The sequence below is a fragment of the Streptomyces sp. NPDC041940 genome, from assembly GCF_055589465.1.
Genome location: NZ_JBVJBP010000013.1, coordinates 1 through 18,242, shown reverse-complemented (window position 1 = coordinate 18,242; position 18,242 = coordinate 1). Strand labels below are relative to the sequence as shown.

The 18,242-nt window shown below is 71.6% G+C and carries 21 protein-coding genes; 12 read left to right on the top strand and 9 right to left on the bottom strand.

Annotated elements, in window-relative coordinates; translation table 11 throughout:
* Positions 1–20: 20 nt before the first annotated feature.
* Complete coding sequence (locus tag ACZ6I3_RS22195; RefSeq protein ID WP_469417011.1) at positions 21–416, bottom strand: RidA family protein; 396 nt, start codon at positions 414–416, stop codon at positions 21–23.
* A 98-nt stretch (positions 417–514) separates the two neighbouring features.
* Between ACZ6I3_RS22195 and ACZ6I3_RS22190 the strand changes: the two genes are divergently transcribed.
* On the top strand, positions 515–1,525 hold the full coding sequence (locus ACZ6I3_RS22190) for a helix-turn-helix transcriptional regulator (RefSeq protein ID WP_469416711.1): 1,011 nt from the start codon (positions 515–517) through the stop codon (positions 1,523–1,525).
* On the opposite strand, the gene ACZ6I3_RS22185 is transcribed toward ACZ6I3_RS22190, so the two are convergent.
* The 3 genes from ACZ6I3_RS22185 to ACZ6I3_RS22175 form a co-directional block, all read right to left on the bottom strand.
* Positions 1,509–1,880 (bottom strand): amphi-Trp domain-containing protein, encoded by a 372-nt coding sequence (locus ACZ6I3_RS22185; RefSeq protein WP_469416709.1) that lies wholly within the window; start codon positions 1,878–1,880, stop codon positions 1,509–1,511. The two genes, ACZ6I3_RS22190 and ACZ6I3_RS22185, sit on opposite strands and share 17 nt — an antisense overlap.
* Before the next feature lie 32 nt (positions 1,881–1,912).
* The gene (locus ACZ6I3_RS22180; RefSeq protein ID WP_399017882.1) at positions 1,913–2,311 is read right to left on the bottom strand and encodes a YybH family protein; all 399 of its coding nucleotides are present in this window, start codon (positions 2,309–2,311) and stop codon (positions 1,913–1,915) included.
* A 98-nt stretch (positions 2,312–2,409) separates the two neighbouring features.
* Entirely contained in the window at positions 2,410–3,126 is a 717-nt protein-coding gene (locus ACZ6I3_RS22175) for a TetR/AcrR family transcriptional regulator (RefSeq protein ID WP_469417010.1), read from the bottom strand.
* A gap of 97 nt (positions 3,127–3,223) precedes the next feature.
* Here ACZ6I3_RS22175 and ACZ6I3_RS22170 point away from each other — a divergent pair, with 97 nt between their 5' ends.
* Positions 3,224–4,936, top strand: a complete 1,713-nt coding sequence (locus tag ACZ6I3_RS22170; protein ID WP_469416706.1) for a CocE/NonD family hydrolase — start codon at positions 3,224–3,226, stop codon at positions 4,934–4,936.
* A 52-nt stretch (positions 4,937–4,988) separates the two neighbouring features.
* A complete protein-coding gene (locus ACZ6I3_RS22165) occupies positions 4,989–5,603 on the top strand; it encodes a LysE family translocator (RefSeq protein ID WP_469416705.1) in 615 nt (204 codons plus the stop codon).
* Here ACZ6I3_RS22165 and ACZ6I3_RS22160 read toward each other — a convergent pair.
* Positions 5,578–6,888: a M20 metallopeptidase family protein gene (locus tag ACZ6I3_RS22160; RefSeq protein WP_469416704.1), complete on the bottom strand. Its 1,311-nt coding sequence runs from the start codon at positions 6,886–6,888 to the stop codon at positions 5,578–5,580. The two genes, ACZ6I3_RS22165 and ACZ6I3_RS22160, sit on opposite strands and share 26 nt — an antisense overlap.
* Before the next feature lie 421 nt (positions 6,889–7,309).
* Here ACZ6I3_RS22160 and ACZ6I3_RS22155 point away from each other — a divergent pair, with 421 nt between their 5' ends.
* Together ACZ6I3_RS22155 and ACZ6I3_RS22150 are read left to right on the top strand one after the other, a co-directional pair.
* A complete protein-coding gene (locus ACZ6I3_RS22155) occupies positions 7,310–7,984 on the top strand; it encodes a glycoside hydrolase family 11 protein (RefSeq protein WP_469416702.1) in 675 nt (224 codons plus the stop codon).
* A gap of 2 nt (positions 7,985–7,986) precedes the next feature.
* The gene (locus tag ACZ6I3_RS22150) at positions 7,987–8,655 is read left to right on the top strand and encodes a polysaccharide deacetylase family protein (RefSeq protein ID WP_469416700.1); all 669 of its coding nucleotides are present in this window, start codon (positions 7,987–7,989) and stop codon (positions 8,653–8,655) included.
* Between the two features lie 34 nt (positions 8,656–8,689).
* On the opposite strand, the gene ACZ6I3_RS22145 is transcribed toward ACZ6I3_RS22150, so the two are convergent.
* Positions 8,690–9,916, bottom strand: a complete 1,227-nt coding sequence (locus ACZ6I3_RS22145) for an HNH endonuclease (protein WP_469416699.1) — start codon at positions 9,914–9,916, stop codon at positions 8,690–8,692.
* Between the two features lie 127 nt (positions 9,917–10,043).
* On the opposite strand from ACZ6I3_RS22145, the gene ACZ6I3_RS22140 reads away from it, so the two are divergent.
* The 4 genes from ACZ6I3_RS22140 (at position 10,044) to ACZ6I3_RS22125 (ending at position 12,794) form a co-directional block, all read left to right on the top strand.
* Positions 10,044–10,520 carry a hypothetical protein gene (locus ACZ6I3_RS22140; protein ID WP_469416697.1) on the top strand — a complete coding sequence of 159 codons (477 nt, stop codon included), beginning with the start codon at positions 10,044–10,046 and terminating at the stop codon, positions 10,518–10,520.
* 131 nt (positions 10,521–10,651) lie between these two features.
* A complete protein-coding gene (locus ACZ6I3_RS22135; protein ID WP_469416696.1) occupies positions 10,652–11,446 on the top strand; it encodes an SAM-dependent methyltransferase in 795 nt (264 codons plus the stop codon).
* 132 nt (positions 11,447–11,578) lie between these two features.
* A complete protein-coding gene (locus ACZ6I3_RS22130) occupies positions 11,579–12,262 on the top strand; it encodes a hypothetical protein (protein ID WP_469416694.1) in 684 nt (227 codons plus the stop codon).
* A gap of 55 nt (positions 12,263–12,317) precedes the next feature.
* Positions 12,318–12,794, top strand: a complete 477-nt coding sequence (locus ACZ6I3_RS22125; RefSeq protein WP_468194455.1) for a MarR family winged helix-turn-helix transcriptional regulator — start codon at positions 12,318–12,320, stop codon at positions 12,792–12,794.
* A 30-nt stretch (positions 12,795–12,824) separates the two neighbouring features.
* Here ACZ6I3_RS22125 and ACZ6I3_RS22120 read toward each other — a convergent pair whose 3' ends face one another.
* The gene (locus tag ACZ6I3_RS22120; protein ID WP_469416692.1) at positions 12,825–14,015 is read right to left on the bottom strand and encodes an MFS transporter; all 1,191 of its coding nucleotides are present in this window, start codon (positions 14,013–14,015) and stop codon (positions 12,825–12,827) included.
* Positions 14,016–14,095: 80 nt separating this feature from the next.
* Between ACZ6I3_RS22120 and ACZ6I3_RS22115 the strand changes: the two genes are divergently transcribed.
* The 3 genes from ACZ6I3_RS22115 (at position 14,096) to ACZ6I3_RS22105 (ending at position 16,568) form a co-directional block, all read left to right on the top strand.
* The gene (locus ACZ6I3_RS22115; RefSeq protein WP_469416690.1) at positions 14,096–15,088 is read left to right on the top strand and encodes an ArsR/SmtB family transcription factor; all 993 of its coding nucleotides are present in this window, start codon (positions 14,096–14,098) and stop codon (positions 15,086–15,088) included.
* Between the two features lie 10 nt (positions 15,089–15,098).
* Positions 15,099–15,611: a glutathione peroxidase gene (locus ACZ6I3_RS22110; RefSeq protein WP_469416689.1), complete on the top strand. Its 513-nt coding sequence runs from the start codon at positions 15,099–15,101 to the stop codon at positions 15,609–15,611.
* Between the two features lie 78 nt (positions 15,612–15,689).
* Positions 15,690–16,568 (top strand): MerR family transcriptional regulator, encoded by an 879-nt coding sequence (locus ACZ6I3_RS22105; RefSeq protein WP_469416687.1) that lies wholly within the window; start codon positions 15,690–15,692, stop codon positions 16,566–16,568.
* Positions 16,569–16,670: 102 nt separating this feature from the next.
* Here the strand turns inward: ACZ6I3_RS22105 and ACZ6I3_RS22100 are convergent, their stop codons facing one another.
* Together ACZ6I3_RS22100 and ACZ6I3_RS22095 are read right to left on the bottom strand one after the other, a co-directional pair.
* Positions 16,671–16,859, bottom strand: a complete 189-nt coding sequence (locus tag ACZ6I3_RS22100; protein WP_469417009.1) for a DUF397 domain-containing protein — start codon at positions 16,857–16,859, stop codon at positions 16,671–16,673.
* Positions 16,860–17,081: 222 nt separating this feature from the next.
* Positions 17,082–17,939: a helix-turn-helix domain-containing protein gene (locus ACZ6I3_RS22095; protein ID WP_469416684.1), complete on the bottom strand. Its 858-nt coding sequence runs from the start codon at positions 17,937–17,939 to the stop codon at positions 17,082–17,084.
* Between the last annotated feature and the right edge of the window lie 303 nt (positions 17,940–18,242).

Genomic DNA, 18,242 nt, shown 5'->3' with positions numbered 1-18,242 from the left:
AACGTCTCGGCGAGGTCGCGTCACGCGACGGCGGTTCCCTCGAGTTCGACCAGCTGGCCGGGGATCGCCAGACGCTTCACTTCGAGCATCGTGGTGGTCGGCGCCACCGCGGCGGCGCCCAACTGTGCCGCCAGTACGCCGTAGTGCTGGAGGAGGAGATCGACGTCGGTCGTGTAGACGTTGAGCCGGACGAGGTTGGTGAGAGACATGCCGGCCTCGCCGAGTACGGCCTCCAGGTTGTCGATGCTCAGCGCCAACTGCGCCGCCATGTCGCCGTCGTGCTGGGGCTTGCCGTCGGCGCTCATCGCGGTCTGTCCCGAGATGTACAGGGTCCGGGTGTGCCCGGAGACGACCTCGCCCTGGTTGAACCCCATGTCCACGGACCACGTCACCGGGTTGATCGCCGTGCGTTCCATCGCCACGTCAGCTCCATTCGATTCGATTCGACGTCGTGGCAACGAGGTTCGCAACAAATCATGACACCCTTGGTCATGTATTCCGTTAGCGTCCTTGTATGCGCGCCGACCGGTTGGTCTCACTGGTGCTCCTGCTGCGTCAGCGCGGTCGGCTGACCGCGGACACGCTGGCCCGCGAGCTGGAGGTGTCCACCCGCACCGTGCTGCGCGACATCGAGGCGCTGTCCGCGGCCGGTGTCCCGGTCTACGCCGAGCGTGGGCGGCACGGCGGTTTCGCGCTGTTGCCCGGGTTCCGGACCGAGCTGACCGGGCTGAACCACGACGAAGCCCTCGCCTTGCTGGCCGCCGGATCGGTGCGCGGCGAGCAGGCGTTCGGCCTCGGCTCGGCGCTCGCTTCGGCCATGCGGAAGGTGGTCGACGCGCTGCCCGAGAACCACCGGGCCACCGCGAGCGACGCGGCTCAGCGATTTCTCGTCGATCCGGAGACCGACCTGCTCGCGCGTCGGCTGGTCACCGATGAGGTGCCCGGCGCCACCATGGCCGAGGTCCGGCGCGCGGTGCTCGCCGGGCACAAGCTGCGCATCCACTACGCGGCCACGGGCCAGACGCCGCGGTGGCGCACGGTGGACCCGATCGGCCTGGTCACCGTGCGCGACCGGGGTTATCTGCTGGCCACGAGAGCCGGAACGGACCGCACGTACCGGCTGTCGCGGGTGCTGGCCGCCGAGGAGCTGCCCGAAGCGGCGCAGCGACCGAACCGGGTCGATCTGGACCGGATCTGGCGGGAACGCTCCGCGCGGTTTCTCTCCGGCGGCGACCACATCACCGTGCTGGTCCGGGTGGCCCCGGCGCGGCGGGAGGAGCTGCTGGACAGCGCGCTGGCCGTCCGCGCGGAAGAGCCCGACGCGGACGGCCGGCTGCGGCTGGAGGTGACCTTCCAGGATTCACGGCACGCGGAATGGGCGCTGTGGCAGCTCGGCACGGACGCGGAAGCGCTGGCTCCGCAGTCGTTGCGCTCCGCCCTGCGCGACCGTGCCGCCGCGCTGGCCGCCCGTTACGGAGACTCGGCGCCGGCCTCGTCTCCGGTGCCGCTCAGGGCTTCTTCGTAGCCGACTTCTTCGTGGTCGGCTTCTTCGTGGTCGGCTTCTTCGTGGCCGACCGCTTCGTGGTCTTGGGCTTGCTCGTACTCGGGCTCGGGCTCTTCCGGGCGGCCTTGGCGGGGGGCTTATTTCGCTTCGGCGTGGTCGGCCATTTGAGTTCGATTTCCAGCTCGATCTCCCCGTTGTCGATCTCGACCTCCATCTCGCTTTGGAGGTCGTCGGGGATGCGCAGGCTCAGCGTTCCGGAGCTGAGTTCCAGTTCAGCGTCGCCACCTTCTCTCAGGGCGGTTGCGAGTGCCGTGAGCTGGTCGGCCGCCTCCAGGCGGGACAGGGAGCGCTTCTGCTCAAACTTGAGATCTGTCATGCGTGTCTCCGATCCGGCATGAATGGCGGCAGTCACTCGGTGACTCGGTCGGCGTGACGGTGGGCCACCCTCCACTCGCCGTCCTCGCGTCGGTACGTCTGGGTGGCGCGCAGGGTGTAGGTGCGCGGCTCTCCGTCGACGGAGGCGGAGGCGTGTTCGAGGCCGACCGTGTAGGCCATGTCTCCGGACACGTCGTACGCCCGCAGTTCGAACTCGTACGACGTGCAGTCGGAGAAGCTCTCCCCGAGGGTGGTGAAGAGCTTGTCGAGTTCCCGCCGGCCGTAGGCGTCGCGCCACGCCCCCATGACGCTCACGGGCTCGTCGCGTGACCAGAGTGCCCGGCGGGGGGCCGCATCGCCGTTGTGCAGCGCGCGCTCCGCCTCGTACAGGGCGGTCCTGACCCACGCCAGGAAGTCGTCGCGGTCGGTCATGTCTTCATCATGCGCCTGCGGGCGAGGTGTCGCCGGGGACCGGTCCGTGGGGCCGACGCGACTCGGTCGGCTCGGTCGGCTCGGTCGGCCTTGAAGGTTCAGTCCGTGCCGAGGCCGTCGATCAGGCGGTTGAGGAAGCGGGTGAAGGTGGCCTCGGGGGTCAGGGGGCGGGCGGGGGCCGCGAGGGCCTCGGCTAGTTCCGGGTGGTGGCCGTCCGCGGCGACCGTCGCGAGGTAGCGGGCCTCGGCCGCGGCCCGGTCGGGGGAGCCGGCGGCTGCCGCCTGGGTGAGTTCGTGGGTGACGTGTCCGGCGACGAAGGCCGTGAGCTGGGCGAAGATCTCCAGCTTGGCCGCGCCGTCCAGGCCCGTGGGGCGCAGGGCGGCGAGGGCGTGTTCCAGGAAGGCCAGGGTGTGGGGGCCGAGGCTGCGGCGGGTGGACAGGGCGGTGGGCAGCCAGGGGTGGCGCAGCATGTTGGCGCGCTGGAGGTGGGCGATGGTCTTGAGGTCGGTGCGCCAGTCGCCGGTGAGGGCGGCCGAGGCGGGCAGTTCGCCGCTGACGTGGTCGACCATCAGCTCCAGCAGGGTGTCCTTGTCGGGGGCGTAGCTGTAGAGCGACATGACTCCGGCGCCGACCTGTGCGGCGACGCGCCGCATGGTGACCGCTTCGAGGCCTTCCGCGTCCGCGAGGGCCACCGCCGCCGTAGTGATCGCCTCCCGGCTGAAGGCGGGCTTGCGGCCCCTGCGGGGCTGACCGGGGCTCAGCCACAGCTGTTGCGGGTCGTGGCCCGGGGTGCCGGAACCGTCCTCACGCGTCACGGTCGCGTACTCCTGTTCACCGAGGGCCGCTGTCGTCGTATCCAAGCATCCCCTATTCTCGTACAACGTACGGAAAATCGAGGAGGGGGAACCGACCATGGCTTCACGCACCCACGACCCAGCGGCACAGCCGGCCTGGACGCCGTCCGCCCGGAAGCCGCCGCTGTCCTCGCGGATGATGCGGGCGATCTGGCGCGGGCTTCCGGAGAAGCGGTACGACGTCGGATGGGAGCCGGGGCTGGAGGTGCCGGCCGCCGACGGCAGTGCGCTGGTCACGGACCACTACTTCCCCCGTACGGACACGGACGGCGATTTCCCCACCCTGCTGGTGCGCTCGCCGTACGGCAGGGGTCTGCCCTGGTCCCCGCAGTACGGCATGCTCTTCGCCGAGCAGGGCTTCCATGTGGTCCTGCAGAGCTGCCGCGGCACCGGCGGCTCGGGCGGCGTGTTCGATCTGTGGCACAACGAGGCCGCCGACGGCCGGGCCACGGTGGCCTGGCTGCGCGAACAGCCCTGGTTCAACGGGACGCTGGGCACCATCGGCCCCAGCTACCTCGGGTACGTGCAGTGGGCGCTCGCCCTGGACCCGCCGCCGGAGCTGAAGGCGATGGTGGTGCAGGTCGGTCTGCACGACCCGTACGCCCTGTTCTACGCGGACGGCGCCCTGCGGCTGGAGAACGCCCTGCTCGTGGGCCTGGGCATGACGTACCAGCACCAGGGGATCATGCCGGTCGCCAAGGCGACGCTGCGGCTGCAGCGCCGTATGCGCGACATCGTGACGGCGCGTCCGCTGCGCGGGGCGTATGCCTCCGCCCTCGGGGACGTGCCGTGGCTGGACGACGTGATGACGCACCCGGACGCCACGGACCCGTACTGGGACGGCGCGTCCCTGGCCCGGGCGGCCGAGGGGCTGAGCGTCCCCACGAGTCTGGTCACCGGGTGGCACGACGCCCTGGCCGACCAGACCTTCGAGCAGTACGCCCGGCTGCGCGCGGCCGGGTGCGACACCGCCCTGCTGGTCGGCCCCTGGACGCACACCTCCGCCATGCAGCAGGGCTGGCCCGAGGTCTTCGCCGAGAGCCTCGCGTGGCTGCGCGCGCACCTGTGCGGCGATCCTTCCGGGCTGCGTCCCACGCGGGTGCGTGTGCACGTCGGCGGCGAGGACGTGTGGCGGGACCTCGACGACTGGCCGTCCCCCTCCTCCCCCGCCACCACCTCATGGGTTGCCGCGGCGGACGGGCACCTCGACCGGCGGGCTCCTGCGGCTCCCGCCGCCGGAGCGGAGTCCGTGCCCCTGGCGTCCCTTCGCCACGACCCGGCCGACCCGACGCCGTCCCTCGGCGGTCCCCTGCTGTCCCGGACGGCCGGCGCCCGCGACAACAGCACTCTGGAGGGACGGGAGGACGTCCTGACGTTCACCGGCCCCCCGCTGGCCGAGCCCGTGGACGTCCTCGGTCCGGTCTCCGCGCGGCTGAGCGTCTCCACGGACACCGGGTACGCCGATGTCTTCAGCCGTCTGTGCGACGTGGACGCGCAGGGCCGCTCCACCAACGTCTGCGACGGACTGGCCCAGGTGGAGACGGCGGGGGAAGGGCCCTCGGAGGTCACCGTGCCGATGAGCTCCACCGCCTACCGTTTCCCGGCCGGGCACCGGATTCGCTGGCAGATCAGCGGGGGTGCGCATCCTCGGTACGCCCGCAATCCGGGGACCGGCAAGCCGGCCGCGGAGGCCGTCGACTTCACGGCGATCCGCATCACACTGCACGACGGCTCCGCGCTGTTGCTTCCCGACGGGTCCGGGGCCGTGTGAACACCCGGGCACACGGACAGGCCGCTCGCATGCGAGTGCGAAGATGGCGGACATGTTCGTACAGCTCCTCGCGGCGGTCGGCGTGCTCGCCGCCCTGACGATGGTTCCCGGGCCGGACATGGCGGTCGTGACGAAGCGGGCGGTGGCCCGCGGCTGGCGGGACGGGCTCCGGACGGTCGGCGGCATCACGGCCGGACTGCTGGTCTGGGGCGTGCTCACGGTGGTCGGGCTGGCGGCCGTCCTGGCGGCGTCCGCCACGGCCTACACCGTCGTCAAGCTGGTCGGGGCCGCGTATCTCGTCGTCCTCGGGGTCCAGTCGCTGCTCGGCAGCCGGAAGAAGCGGGCGCCCGGACCAGGGGGAGCGGCGCCGGCCGGGAACCCTTGGCGGACGGGGCTGGTCAGCAACGTCTTCAACCCCAAGATCGCCGTCTTCTACACCGGCCTGCTGCCGACACTCGCCCCCACCGGTCTGTCTCCCCACGCCGGTATGGCACTTCTGGTGCTGCTGCACGCCGGGCTCACCGTCCTCTGGCTCAGCGGCTATGTGGCGCTGCTGTCCAAGGCCCGTACCTTCTTCGAACGGCCCGCCGTGCGCCGCGCCATGGACCGGGTGACCGGCGTCGTCCTGATCGGCTTCGGCGTCAAGGTCGCGGCGACGCAGCCCTGACGGCCGGCTCACAGGTCCGCTCCGCGATCCACCCCGTCATCGCCCGTACTCCGATGCCGATGGCCCGCTCGTCCGGGGCGAAGTCGGTGAAGTGGGGATAGCTGGTGGTGACGGGGGCGCCCGGGGTGCGGACGCCCAGGAAGGTGTAGGTGCCCGGGACGCGGTCCAGGTAGAGGGCGTAGTCCTCGCCGCTGAAGGGCGGGAACGCGGAATGGAGTGTGGTGACCGCGTCCGGGCCCAGTCCGCGGCGCAGATGACGGGCGAGTGCCTGGGCGTCCGGTGCCGGGCAGACCATGGCGGGGAACGGCTCGGTGGGGAAGCGGACCTCGGTTCCGGGGTATGACCGGGCCAGTCGGCGGATGTGCTCGCGTACCTCCGTGTACCGCTCCTGCGGCCAACAGCGGTACGACACGCTCACCTTGGCCTCCTGCGCCGAGGCCCGGAGGGCCACGAAACGGGCCAGCGGGCCGTCGGGGGTCTGGGCGTCGGTGATCATCCGCTCGATGTCCGCGGGTGTCCGCGGGGGTGTCACGGTGGCGAGCGCGCCGATCTCGGCGGCCAGTCGCCGCGCGGCGTCGGGTGCGTCAGGGCCCTGGAGGGTCAGCTCCGCCTTGTCCTGGCCCGGCATCCCGTAGCCCGGGGTCACGGCGAACCGGCCGACGGGGAAGGGCCCGCAGTGCAGCGCGTGGATCTCCTGGACGCGGGTGCGCTCCAGCACGCCCGCCTCGATCAGGGCGCGGGCTCCGGAGAGGCTCTCCTCGGCGGGCTGGAAGAGGAACACCACCGTGCCGCTGAGCTGCCGCCGCAGCCGCGCCAGGACCTTGGCGACGCCGATCGCCACGGTCGTGTGGATGTCGTGCCCGCAGAAGTGGGCCGCGGCCTGGCCGCCTCCGACGATGTCCTTCGGCGGTACGGCGTCCATGTCCGCCCGGTACGCGACCGTCCGGCCGGGGCGCGCACCGCGCAGGACACCGACCACGCCGTGACCGCCCACTCCGGTGGTGACGGCCAGCCCGGCCGCCCGCAGCTCCCGGGCGACCACGCCCGCCGTACGACGCTCCTCCCCCGGCAGCTCGGGATGCCGGTGGATGTCCCGTCTCAGTTCGATCAGCCCACGCTCCAGGCGCGCCACCTCGGCGTCCAGCGACCCTTGCCCCAACGGTCCCCTCCGCCCATCGGCGGCGGCCGTCCCCGCGACACCCCACACCGTTCCCGCGCCGAGTGCCGCCACCGTTCCGGCCAGCAGAGTACGTCGCGCCAGAGCGTGCTCCGTAGGACGCTTCATTGTTCCCCCTCGGTGTTCGTCAAGTGGTCCCCGGCGAGCGGGAGACCCGTCCGTACACGATCACCGCAGGCGCATGCCGCCGCCCATCCGGCGAGCCACCGCTCGCGGGTGGGGAACACCCCCCGTCCCCACGATCGCTCGGTCTGAGCGTCCGTGGAACAAAGGCCGCTTGATCCGGAAACGGTCCGAAAGATTCGAGTAACGGAACTTCACATTCCGTCTGGAATGCCACTCCCTCTCCCCCCACCCCAGCCCCAAATCCCCCCTGGACCAGCGGATATACGCCACGATCCCCTGCCTCCAGCCGACGAATCTTTCGCAACCACCACCGAAACCATTGACAGTTGACAGGGTCAGGCCAACACTCCCCGGTGACAGAGCACCCCGTCCACCCCACGAGGACGATGGAGGAAGCACGCCCATGAGCAACGCACTCAGCCGCTTACGGCTGCTCATCAGCGGTGTCTGCACGATGCTGCTGGTCGCGGGGGCCGTCCTGGCCCTGCCGGGCACCGCCCACGCCGACACGGTCGTCACGAGGAACCAGACCGGCACCCACGACGGCTACTACTACTCGTTCTGGACCGACAGCCAGGGCACGGTCTCCATGAACCTGTCCGCCGGCGGCAGCTACAGCACGTCATGGCGGAACACCGGCAACTTCGTCGCCGGCAAGGGCTGGAGCACGGGAGCCCGCCGCAGCGTGACCTACTCCGGCACCTTCAACCCGTCCGGCAACTCGTACCTGACCCTCTACGGCTGGACGGCGAACCCGCTCATCGAGTACTACATCGTCGACAACTGGGGCACGTACCGGCCGACGGGAACGTACAAGGGCACCGTCACCAGCGACGGCGGCACGTACGACATCTACAAGACCACGCGCTACAACGCCCCGTCCGTCGAGGGCACGAAGACCTTCGACCAGTACTGGAGCGTGCGGCAGTCCAAGCGGACGGGCGGCACCATCACCACCGGCAACCACTTCGACGCCTGGGCCCGGGCCGGGATGCCCCTGGGCAACTTCAAGTACTACATGATCATGGCGACCGAGGGTTACCGGAGCAGCGGCAGCTCCAGCATCACGGTGCGCTGACGATGGCAGCCACAGCACGCGCCGCGCTGCTCACCGCCCTCCTGACGGCAGCGACCGCGTTCACCGTCACCACCGCCCCGGCACAGGCCGCCGCCTGCAACGGCTACGTCGGACTCACCTTCGACGACGGCCCCTCCGGCACCACGACGAGACTCCTCAACGCGCTCCGCCAGAACGGGCTGCGGGCCACGATGTTCAACCAGGGCCAGTACGCCGCCGCCAACCCGTCCCTGGTCCGGGCCCAGGTCTCCGCCGGCATGTGGGTCGGCAACCACAGCTACACGCACCCGCACCTGACCCGACTCAGCCAGGCGCAGATCGACTCGGAGATCTCCCGGACCCAGCAGGCCGTCGCGGGCGCGGGAGGCGGCACCCCGAAACTGTTCCGCCCGCCCTACGGCGAGACCAACGCGACGGTGAAGTCGATCGCGGCCCGGCACGGCCTGACCGAGATCATCTGGCACGTCGACTCCCAGGACTGGAACGGCGCGAGCACCGACGCGATCGTCCAGGCCACCGCCCGCCTCACCAACGGCCAGATCATCCTCATGCACGACTGGCCCGCCAACACCCTCGCAGCCGTCCCCCGCATCGCCCAGACCCTGACGGCCCGGGGCCTGTGCGCGGGGATGATCTCCCCACAGACGGGGCGCGCGGTGGCGCCGGGCTGAGGGAGCTGAAGGAGGTGCGGGAACGGCGCGCCTTCTACAGGGATGATCCGGGAGCGGCGGCCCCGCCGTCGCCGCCGGTCGCGTGCCGCTCCAGCGCCACCTCGACCAGAAGCTCGCGGAGCGCCTCCCGCGTCCGCCCACGGGTCTTCACCGCGTGGCAGTTGGGGCAGAGGGCCACCATCTGGCTGGGGTGGTCACGACCGCCGAGGGCGAGGTCGACGACGTGGTCGACCTCCAGGATCGGGTGATCGCGGTCGGTGACATCGGCCGGCTGGCCCGTGCAGCGCGGGTTCTCGCAGTGGCCCTGGCTGCGTCCGAGGACCAGGAAGCGGGCGGCCCGGGAGCGGATCGGGGGCCGGGTGGTCCGGGTGGGCCGGTGGCCCTGGGTCCTCGATTCCCGCTCCTCGACGAGCCTGCAACCGCGTTCGTACTCGGCGGCGGTGAGGAGCCACTGCTCCGTCGCACGGCCCGGCGGGATCGCGGGTTCGGCCGACTCGACGTCGTCCAAGCCCACGTCGGCGAGGAGCGGGGCGGGGTCGAGGTCCTCGAAGAAGGTGCCGAGGAGTTCGTCGATGACGGCGAGACGCGTCACGGCGGAATGCCGGAACAAGTCGCGCGCGGGCTCGACGAGGCCACCGAGCGGCTCGTGCGTGGCGAACCAGCGCTTCAGCTGGGCGTCGCCGTGTGCGGTGGGCACCGGGTGCGGGCAGTCCCCCAACTCCCAGATGCCCTCGCGGTGGAGAGACGCGATCGGATAGTCCGGGCGCAGGCGCTCGCCACGCGTGGCGTGCCGCCGCAACAGGCCATTGAGGGCTTCCTCGGTCTCGGGCCAGGGAAGGAGCCGGGCCTCGTCGCGGAGGGCCCGTCCCATGGCCCACAGCAGCACGATCGGTTTGTACAGGGCCGGGCGGCCGGCGGAACGGTTCACCTTCAGGTGGGTGATCCGGAAGAGCAACTCGTCGTGCGTCAGGCCGCTCTCCTCAGGCCCTACGGAGAAACCGAGGCGCTCGAGGAAGCGTGCGGCGTGCTCCGCACCTCCGGAGAAACCCTTCGCGTTCGGAGCCAGCGGCCCTTCCCCGGGCAGGAAACCGTGTGCCGCCCCGACGATCGCCTTCGAGTCGTAGTGCCTGCCCTTGTGCAGCAGCAGGTAGCGGCGGGCCCGCCAGAACCCGTAGGCGCTCAGGAAGGCGTCACGCCCGAGCCGGTCACACTCCTCGATCGCCTTCTCGATCTCGATGCGCGATATGTCGGCGAGAGCCATGTGGGAACCCTATGCGACGGGACTGACAGTCCAGGGCCTTGGTGCACATGGGCCCACGTACTTGAGTACGCGTGCTCATGACGGCCCGGTCCGCCGACGCGACCATGGCTGTATGAGGAATCGGGGAATGCTTACGGCCGGGGTCGCGCTCGCTCTTGGGGTGCCTGTCGCCGCCTGGGGGCTGATGGGGCAGCAGGACTATGACGGGCTGCCGGCGAGTGAGCTCGACTACGCCTACCAGCCGTGGGGCGTCGGGGACGGTGTCGCGGCGGTGGTCGGCGGGGTCGCGCTGGTGCTGGCGGGGGCCGGGGCCGCGGTGCTGGTGCGGGCGGCGCGCAGTGGGGCGCTGGACCGGCGGTGGTGGGGGGTGCTCGGCCCGCTCGTGGTCGTCGGGCTCATGGCCGGTGTGGGGTGGAGGGTCCTGACCGCGGGGGTGGTCGGGGCCAACATCGGGGCCGGGATGCTGGTCATCTTCGGTACGCCGGTCGCAGCCGGGCTGCTGCTGTGGGCCCTGGGACGGGGCGTGTGGCTGGCGACGCGGGGTCACGGGGGCGGCGACGGCGGGGCCGGGCGTCTGGGCGGGGTCTCGCCGCGCGGCGTGTGACCCGGCCACGGCCGGGTGGCCGAAACGCCATGGTGGGGAGTGGCGGGGAGCGGACAACTTCACTGTCCGGCCAGGTGATTCGCCTAGGTTGGTGAACCGGTCCCCCTTCCCCACCCCCAGGAGGCCCTGCCGTGCTCGACGACAGCCTGCGTGCCCGTATCGACACCTCCAAGCCGCACTCGGCCCGCTTCTGGAACTACTTCGTCGGCGGCAAGGACAACTACGAGGTCGACCGCGAGATCGGCGACCAGATCAAGTCGATCTTTCCCGGCCTGGTCGATGTGGCGGTCACCAGCCGCCGCTTCCTGGGACGGGCCGTCCGGCAGCTGGCCGAGGAGCAGGGCGTCCGGCAGTTCCTGGACATAGGAACCGGGCTGCCGACCGCCGACAACACGCACGAGGTCGCCCAGCGCGTCGCACCGGACGCCCGGATCGTGTACGTCGACAACGACCCCATCGTGCTGGCCCACGCCAACGCGCTGCTCACCAGCACGCCCGAGGGCGTCACCGCGTATCTGGACGCCGACCTGTACGACCCGGAGGCCGTCCTGGAGGCCGCCTCGGGCACGCTCGACCTGTCGCGGCCGGTCGGGCTGATGATCCTCAACACGCTGGGGCATGTCGCCGACTACGAGCGGGCGCGGGAGCTGGTGCGGCGGCTCATGGCCGGGTTGCCGGCCGGCAGCCACCTGGTGGTCAGCGACAGTACGGCCACGAGTGAGGGCATGATCGCGGCGTCGGAGGCGTACAACTCGAGTGGGGCGGTGCCGTATCACGTCCGTTCGGTTGCAGAGATCGCCGGGTTCTTCGATGGGCTGGAGTTGGTGAGGCCGGGGGTGGTGCGGGTTTCGGAGTGGCGGCCTGAGTCGTCGTCCGACCTCGGTGTGGCCGTGGACGCGTACTGCGGCGTCGGCCGTAAGCCGTAGCGGGTTCGTGGTCCAGTGCGGCGCCGTGGGGGCTGGTCGCGCAGTTCCCCGCGCCCCCAGAAGCACAAGGGCGTTCCGCCGTACGGGCCCCATCCCCTCAGCCACCCACAGCCCCCGGACGATAATCAGGGAATGATCACCCCGCCGCCCCTCTCCGAGCCGCGCAGCCGTCTCGTCGGTGATCTTCTCGCGGTGGGTGAGGAGTACTCGCTCGTTCTCGCGGGCGGGTACGCCGTACTGGCGCACGGGCTCGTGGAGCGGGCCGGGCCCGATGTGGACGTGGCGACCGAGGACCCCGCCGGGATGGACGCCGTCGCCGGCACGGTCCGGGCCGGGCTGGTGGCGCGTGGCTGGCTCGTGCAGACCCGGGAGACCGAGCCGCTGTCCGCCCAGTTCCTCGTCACGGACGCGGCGACCGAGGAGGAGTACGAAGTCGGCGTCCACAAGGAGGTGCTGTGGCGCCCGGCCGTACGGACGGAGCTGGGGCCCGCGCTCTCCCTCGACGACCTCGTCGGCACCCGGGTACGGGACCTGGCCGACCGGGGACTCGCCCGCGACCTGGTCGACGTACACGCCGCCTCGGCCCGCTGGAGCCACCCCGAACTCGAGGAACTCGGCCGCCGCCACGCCCCCGACACCTTCGACCTCACCGACCTCCAGGCCCGGCTGACCGGCACGGACTGGATCGACGACCGGGCGTTCACCGTCCATGGTCTCGAGGTCTCCGCCGTCGCCGGCCTGCGCCGCTGGGCGCAGGAGTGGGCCGACGACATCGCGGAACGGCTCATCGAAGGCGAGGCCCCGGACGAGGAGTGACCGGTACGCCACCGAACCGGCCGAGGCCGGTCCTACCGCTCGGTACCCTGACCCGATGGGGAACGGGGCAGGCGGGCAGGTGGGTGTCGTCGCCGCGCTGGTGCGGGCGGCGTTCCTGGTGGACGGTGTGTACGCGGAGGCCAGCCGGGCGTACGGACTGACGCCCCAGCAGGGACAGCTGCTGTGCGTGCTGATGCCGCAGCCGTACGGGATGGGGGAGCTCGGGGAGACGCTCGGGCTGGCGAAGTCGAGCCTGACCGGGCTGGTGGACCGGACGGTGCGCCGGGGGCTGGTACGGCGGGAGGCCGACCCGAGGGACGGCCGGGCCGTGCGGGTGGGGCTGACGGAGGAAGGGGCCTCGCTCGCCGAGAAGTTCTACGCCGAGACCGTACGCCGGATGGAGGCCCTGCCGGCCGGGCTCAACGGCGTCGAACGGGAACGGCTGGCCGTGCTGCTGTCGCGGGTCGTGGTCGACAACGAGGTTCCCGAGGTGTTCGCGGAGGCGGAGAGGGACGGTTTCGGCGTCGAGTAGCCGGACGTGGAGCAGCCCTACGGGCGGGAGTCACGACTCCCGGGCCACGGCCGGCACCGCCCGCTCCTCGCGCCGTCCCGCCGCCATCAGGGACAGCGTCACTCCCGTCGACACCGTGGCCATCACCGTCATCGCCACCGCCGGAGACGTCAGTTGGGCCACGGAGCCCGCGAGCGCCGCGGCCACGCCCTGCATCGTGAGCATGCCCGCCGAGTGCAGGCCCAGGGCATGGCCCGTCAGGGCGTCGGGGGTCAGGGCCACCAGGCGCTCCTGCTGCACGAGGCTCGCGCCGAAGCCGACGGAGGCCAGGGTGACCGCGGCGGCCGCGAGCGGGACCCGAGGGTGCAGGAGGAACGGCACGTACGGGACGGCCAGGAGCAGCAGGAGCGGGAAGCCCAGGCGCGGGCGCAGACGCGGCGGGACCAGCCGGCCCACCAGCACGTCCCCGGCCAGCATGCCCAGCGCGGCGCAGGCGAACAGGGTGCCGGCGGACTCGGGGGCGTAGGAGACGTAGAGGGATTCGCAGCCGACGATGAGGCCGTTGGGGATCCAGAGGGCCAGATATGCCTGGCGGCGGGGCGCGGACGACCACAGCAGCGCGTTGGCGCGCCAGGTCGCCGCGACCGAGGGGCGGCCCGTCGTACGGGGCGCGCGGCGGGCCAGGCCCAGGCGCACGACCGCGGCCGACACCGCGTACAGGGCGGCGGCCACCAGCAGGGACACCCGTGGGGACAGCAGCGCCACGAGCGCGCCGCCGGTCGCGTAGCCGGCGATCTGCATGAGGCCGCTCATCATGTTGAAGACCGAGCGGCCGAGCAGATAGCCGTCCTTGGAGAGGATCTCGTTCAGCAGGCCCCAGCGCACTCCCCCGCCCACCGACTCCGCCAGCCCTTTGGCGAACACGATCACGAAGAGCGCCCAGACCGGCAGGCCCGGCAGGGCCAAGGCGGCCGTGGCCGCCGCGAAGAGCAGGGGCAGGGCGGTCAGGGCCGCGCGCGGGGGCAGGCGGTCGGCGGCCGAGAGCAGGAACGTCGCGCCCAGCACCTGCACCAGCGACGAGCCGAACATGCTCACCGCGGACAGCAGCGGCGACTCGGTCGCCCGGTACACCAGGGTGCCCAGGGCCAGGCCGCCCATGGTCTGGGCGACCGTCTGGGCCGACGCGGCCAGGAAGAACGGGGTGAACTCGGGGGTGCGGAACAGTTCGCGGTAGCTGCGCATGCGGGGAGTCTGTGGCGGCCCGTACGGGGTGGTTATTGTTTCGCGCGGGTGCGAAACAACGGGGCTCGTCGGGGGTGTGCGTGGGCTGGTGGCAGGTCAACGCCGACACCCTGGCCGGGAGCCGGTTCGTGCTCTCCCCGCTCGCCGAGACCTTCGCCTGCCTCCAGTTGCTGCACCGGGGCACCCCCGCGCACCCCGGCGAGCAGGCCTGGCTGCGCGACCATCTGCCCGGCTACCGGGCCCGGCTGGCCGCCGACCCCGTGACCGCGCTGCTCGTCCGCGCCGGACTGGGCCGGTCCTGGATCGCCGACTTCCTCACGCCGACCCCGAGGAGCGGGGAGACCTTCGAGGAGGGGGTGGCACGGGTGCGGGCGGCTCGCCCCGGCGGGTCCCGGGCCAACCTGCGGATCTCCCTCGCCGGCCCGCTCCCCGCGGCCCTGGACCGGGACGACCTCCCCGAGCGGGCGGCCGGCCTGCTGTCCTACGTCTGGGCCGAGACCGTACGACCGGACTGGGACCGGCGCCGACGGGTGCTGGAGGCGGACGTGGTCGCCCGGACCGCGCAGGTGAGCCGGGGCGGCTGGGCGGCGGCGCTGGACACGCTGCGACCGGGCCGGACCCGGTGGCTGGGCGACAACCGGCTCCAGGTGAACCTGCACGAGTACCCGCCGCGTGAGATCTCGGGCGCCGAGCTGCTGTTCGTGCCGGTCACCCCGAGGACCGGCTGGGTGTCCTGGGAGGAGCCCGACCGGTACGCGGTGGTCTACGCGTGCGCGGGCGCGCTCGCCGACCCCGGCGGCAGGGCCGCGCCCGCGAGCCTCGGCGCGCTCCTCGGCACGGCCCGCGCCGGTGTGCTGGTCCGGCTCGGCTCCCCGTTGAGCACCAGTCAGCTGGTCGCCGTGACCGGCCAGGGGCTCGGCTCGGTGGGGCGTCATCTGCGGGTGCTGCTGGACGCCGGGCTGGTGGAGCGGCGGCGGGCGGGCAGGTCGGTGCTGTACTCGCGGACGGCGGCGGGGCAGGTTCTGGTGGACGCCGTGGAGGCCGGGCACCGGGCCGGCACCCGCCGGAGCTAGCATCGCGCTCATGACGACTACCAACGGCTCCAACGGTTCCTCTCCCCTCGACGTCGAGATCGGTGCACTGCAGGGCGGTTCCGCCGACCTGTCCCAGTACGCGGGCCAGGCCGTGCTCGTGGTGAACGTCGCCTCCAAGTGCGGTCTGACCCCGCAGTACACGGGGCTCGAGAAGCTCCAGGAGCAGTACGCGGAGCGCGGCTTCACCGTCCTCGGCGTGCCCTGCAACCAGTTCCTCGGGCAGGAGCCCGGCAGCGCCGAGGAGATCGCCGAGTTCTGCTCGGCGACGTACGGCGTGACCTTCCCACTGACCGAGAAGGTCGAGGTCAACGGCGACGACCGGCACCCGCTGTACGACCGTCTGACCGGCTTCGCCGACGCCGAGGGGCACAGCGGCGACATCCGCTGGAACTTCGAGAAGTTCCTCATCGGCCGGGACGGCCAGGTCGTCGCCCGCTTCTCCCCGCAGACCGAGCCGGAGTCGGACGAGGTCGTGCGGGCGGTGGAGGCCCAGCTGGGCTGAGGCCTCGGCCCCGACCCGGTTGACCTTGCCCCTGGGGCAGGCCCGAGTGTCCTCGTCACCGGGCGGAAGACCCGCCCGGTGACGGAGGATGCCGTGGTGGACGTACCGGACCGGGAACTGCTCACCATCGGGTCGTTCGCCGCGCGCGCCCGGCTCTCGGCCAAGGCCCTGCGGCTGTACGACCGGCTGGGGCTGCTCGCCCCGGCGCATGTCGACGAGGCCACCGGCTACCGCTACTACCGTGCCGGCCAGGTCGAACAGGCCCGGCTCGTGGCCATGCTGCGGCAGCTGGACATGCCGCTCGCCCGGATCGCCGAGGTGGTCGCGGCGGCCGACGGTCCCACGGCGGCCGCGCTGCTCGGCACGTACTGGGCGGACGTCGAGGCACGGGTCGCGGGGCAGCGGACGCTCGCCGACTACCTCCGTGGACGACTGTCGGGGAGGAGCTCCGAGATGTACGAGAAGTTCGCGGTCGAGACGGTGGACGTGCCCGGGCAGGTGGTGATCACCGAGACCCGGCATGTGCTGGCGGGCGAGCTGCCCGCGTGGATCGGGGCGTCGCTGGGCCGGCTGGAGTCGGCGGCGCGAGAGTGCGGCGGCGTCACGGCACCACCGTTCGTCGTCTACCACTCCGAGGTGTCGATGGAGAGCGACGGCCCCGCCGAGTCGTGCGTCCCCGTGGCCGACGAGGCGGCCGCCCGGGCGTGGGTCGAGGAGAACGGCCGGACCTACGGGGCGAAGGTGCGGGTCCACCGGGCTCAGCGGCTGGCCTACACCCGGATCACCAAGGCGCAGGTGGCGCATCCGCAGATCATGGCGGCCTTCGAGGCGGTGCAGGAGTGGATCGCCCGGGAGGGCCTGGAGCAGGCGGGCCCGTGCCGGGAGGTGTACTTCGCCGACTGGGCGGCGGCGGGGGCCGAGGATCCTGTGTGTGACGTGGCGTTCCCCGTGAGCTGATCCTTCTCGGATCCCCCGGGGCACGAGCGGAGCCCCCTCGGCAAGGACGGCGGGCCTGTCGAGAGGGCTTTCGGTCGTGCGTGTGAACCTGCCTGATCGGTACTACCTGACCAGGGCCACGAAGGCGCTCCATGCATCGGCAGGGAACGTCAGCGTCGGACCGTCGGGGACCTTGGTGTCTCCGACGTCGAGCGCTTTCACGGCGGTGGACCTGACCTGCACGCAGGCGCCGCTGCCATTGGTGTAGGAGGACGTCGTCCACTTTTCCGTGGCACCCAGAAGAATTGCCATGACCACTCCGGTAGCCAGTTGTCGAATCGCTGTCTCCGTGCTGGCAGTTCTGGCTAGGAGACTGAGCACGGTTTCCGCCAACGCATGGTGATCGTTGACCTGATCGACGCTACCGGTCGCTCCCGCCATCCGGATCAGTCATTCACCCGACCGGGTGGCATATTCCAGAAGTTCCTTCCGCGCGGGCGTGCCATGGCTATAAGATCCGCCACTTCCCGAAGCTCAGCGTGCGTACTCCTTCGCGGTGTCCTGGATGAGACGCAGCGACTGGTCGACGTTCAGGGACTGTGCGCGGAGGTGCTCGTACATCACGGTGTACTTCTGCACGTCCTGGGCCTTCTCCAGATACAGGTCACTGGTCACGCCCTCGATGTACACGACGTTCGAATCGGTCGCATCGGAGAACTCCAGGATCGAGTACTGCCCGTTGAGCCCCGCATGGGCGCCTACGTCGAACGGCAGCACCTGCACCGTGATGTGCGGAAGCTGCGACGCGTCGGCGAGGTACTCCAGTTGTTCGCGCATCACCTGGCGGTTCCCCACACCCCGGCGCAGGGCTGCCTCGTCCAGCACGACCCAGAGGCGCAGCGGGTCCCCCTCAGCAGTGATGCGGCCCTGACGACGCATGCGAACCTCGATACGGTTCCGGATGTCGTCCTCGGAGGTCTCGGGCGATGCGCCCCGAATGATCGCCTCGGCGTAGGCGCGGGTCTGCAACAGCCCCGTGATGATCTGCGGCTCGTACACGCGAAGCGACTCCGCGTCCGTCTCCAGACCGATGTAGACGCTGTACGGGATGTCCCCGAAGGCATGCCACCAGCCTTGTTGGCGGGAGTCCTTCGCCATCTGCATCAGCGAGTCGACCATCTTGTGGTCCTCGACCTCGTACACCTCGCACAGGTCCCGGACATCGCGCTGGCTGATACTGCGGCGGCCGTTCTCGAGTCGGCTGATCTTCGATTGCGACACGAGCAACCGTGCCGCCACCTGTTCGGCGGTCATGTTCTTGGCTTCGCGGAGCCTGCGCAGCTCCATGCCCAGCCGGCGCCGCCGGACGGTGGGATTGGTATTGGACGCCACGGGACGTGCACCTCCGGCTGCGTGCCTCTACTTTGCGTATCTGCTGTTGAGCAGACTGCCACCAAGGTGCTTCCTACCGCTGGGAAACGGTGGATATGCGACGGGTCCACGCCAGTTCGGACAGGCACGCCGAGCGGGGGGGGGGGGGGGGGGGGGGGTCCCCCCCCCCCCCCCCCCCCCCCCCCCCCCCCCCCCCCCCCCCCCCCCCTCCCCCCCCCCCCCCCCCCCCCCCCCCCCCCCCCCCCCCCCCCCCCCCCCCCCCCCCCCCCCCCCCCCCCCCCCCCCCCCCCCCCCCCCCCCCCC

Excerpts from the sequence above, each read along its gene's own strand:
- ACZ6I3_RS22195 (WP_469417011.1), bottom strand. The coding sequence starts at position 416 with ATGGAACGCACGGCGATCAACCCGGTGACGTGGTCCGTGGACATGGGG.
- ACZ6I3_RS22190 (WP_469416711.1), top strand. The coding sequence starts at position 515 with ATGCGCGCCGACCGGTTGGTCTCACTGGTGCTCCTGCTGCGTCAGCGC.
- ACZ6I3_RS22185 (WP_469416709.1), bottom strand. The coding sequence starts at position 1,880 with ATGACAGATCTCAAGTTTGAGCAGAAGCGCTCCCTGTCCCGCCTGGAG.
- ACZ6I3_RS22180 (WP_399017882.1), bottom strand. The coding sequence starts at position 2,311 with ATGACCGACCGCGACGACTTCCTGGCGTGGGTCAGGACCGCCCTGTAC.
- ACZ6I3_RS22170 (WP_469416706.1), top strand. The coding sequence starts at position 3,224 with ATGGCTTCACGCACCCACGACCCAGCGGCACAGCCGGCCTGGACGCCG.
- ACZ6I3_RS22165 (WP_469416705.1), top strand. The coding sequence starts at position 4,989 with ATGTTCGTACAGCTCCTCGCGGCGGTCGGCGTGCTCGCCGCCCTGACG.
- ACZ6I3_RS22160 (WP_469416704.1), bottom strand. The coding sequence starts at position 6,888 with ATGAAGCGTCCTACGGAGCACGCTCTGGCGCGACGTACTCTGCTGGCC.
- ACZ6I3_RS22155 (WP_469416702.1), top strand. The coding sequence starts at position 7,310 with ATGAGCAACGCACTCAGCCGCTTACGGCTGCTCATCAGCGGTGTCTGC.
- ACZ6I3_RS22150 (WP_469416700.1), top strand. The coding sequence starts at position 7,987 with ATGGCAGCCACAGCACGCGCCGCGCTGCTCACCGCCCTCCTGACGGCA.
- ACZ6I3_RS22145 (WP_469416699.1), bottom strand. The coding sequence starts at position 9,916 with ATGGCTCTCGCCGACATATCGCGCATCGAGATCGAGAAGGCGATCGAG.
- ACZ6I3_RS22140 (WP_469416697.1), top strand. The coding sequence starts at position 10,044 with ATGCTTACGGCCGGGGTCGCGCTCGCTCTTGGGGTGCCTGTCGCCGCC.
- ACZ6I3_RS22130 (WP_469416694.1), top strand. The coding sequence starts at position 11,579 with ATGATCACCCCGCCGCCCCTCTCCGAGCCGCGCAGCCGTCTCGTCGGT.
- ACZ6I3_RS22125 (WP_468194455.1), top strand. The coding sequence starts at position 12,318 with ATGGGGAACGGGGCAGGCGGGCAGGTGGGTGTCGTCGCCGCGCTGGTG.
- ACZ6I3_RS22120 (WP_469416692.1), bottom strand. The coding sequence starts at position 14,015 with ATGCGCAGCTACCGCGAACTGTTCCGCACCCCCGAGTTCACCCCGTTC.
- ACZ6I3_RS22110 (WP_469416689.1), top strand. The coding sequence starts at position 15,099 with ATGACGACTACCAACGGCTCCAACGGTTCCTCTCCCCTCGACGTCGAG.
- ACZ6I3_RS22100 (WP_469417009.1), bottom strand. The coding sequence starts at position 16,859 with ATGGCAATTCTTCTGGGTGCCACGGAAAAGTGGACGACGTCCTCCTAC.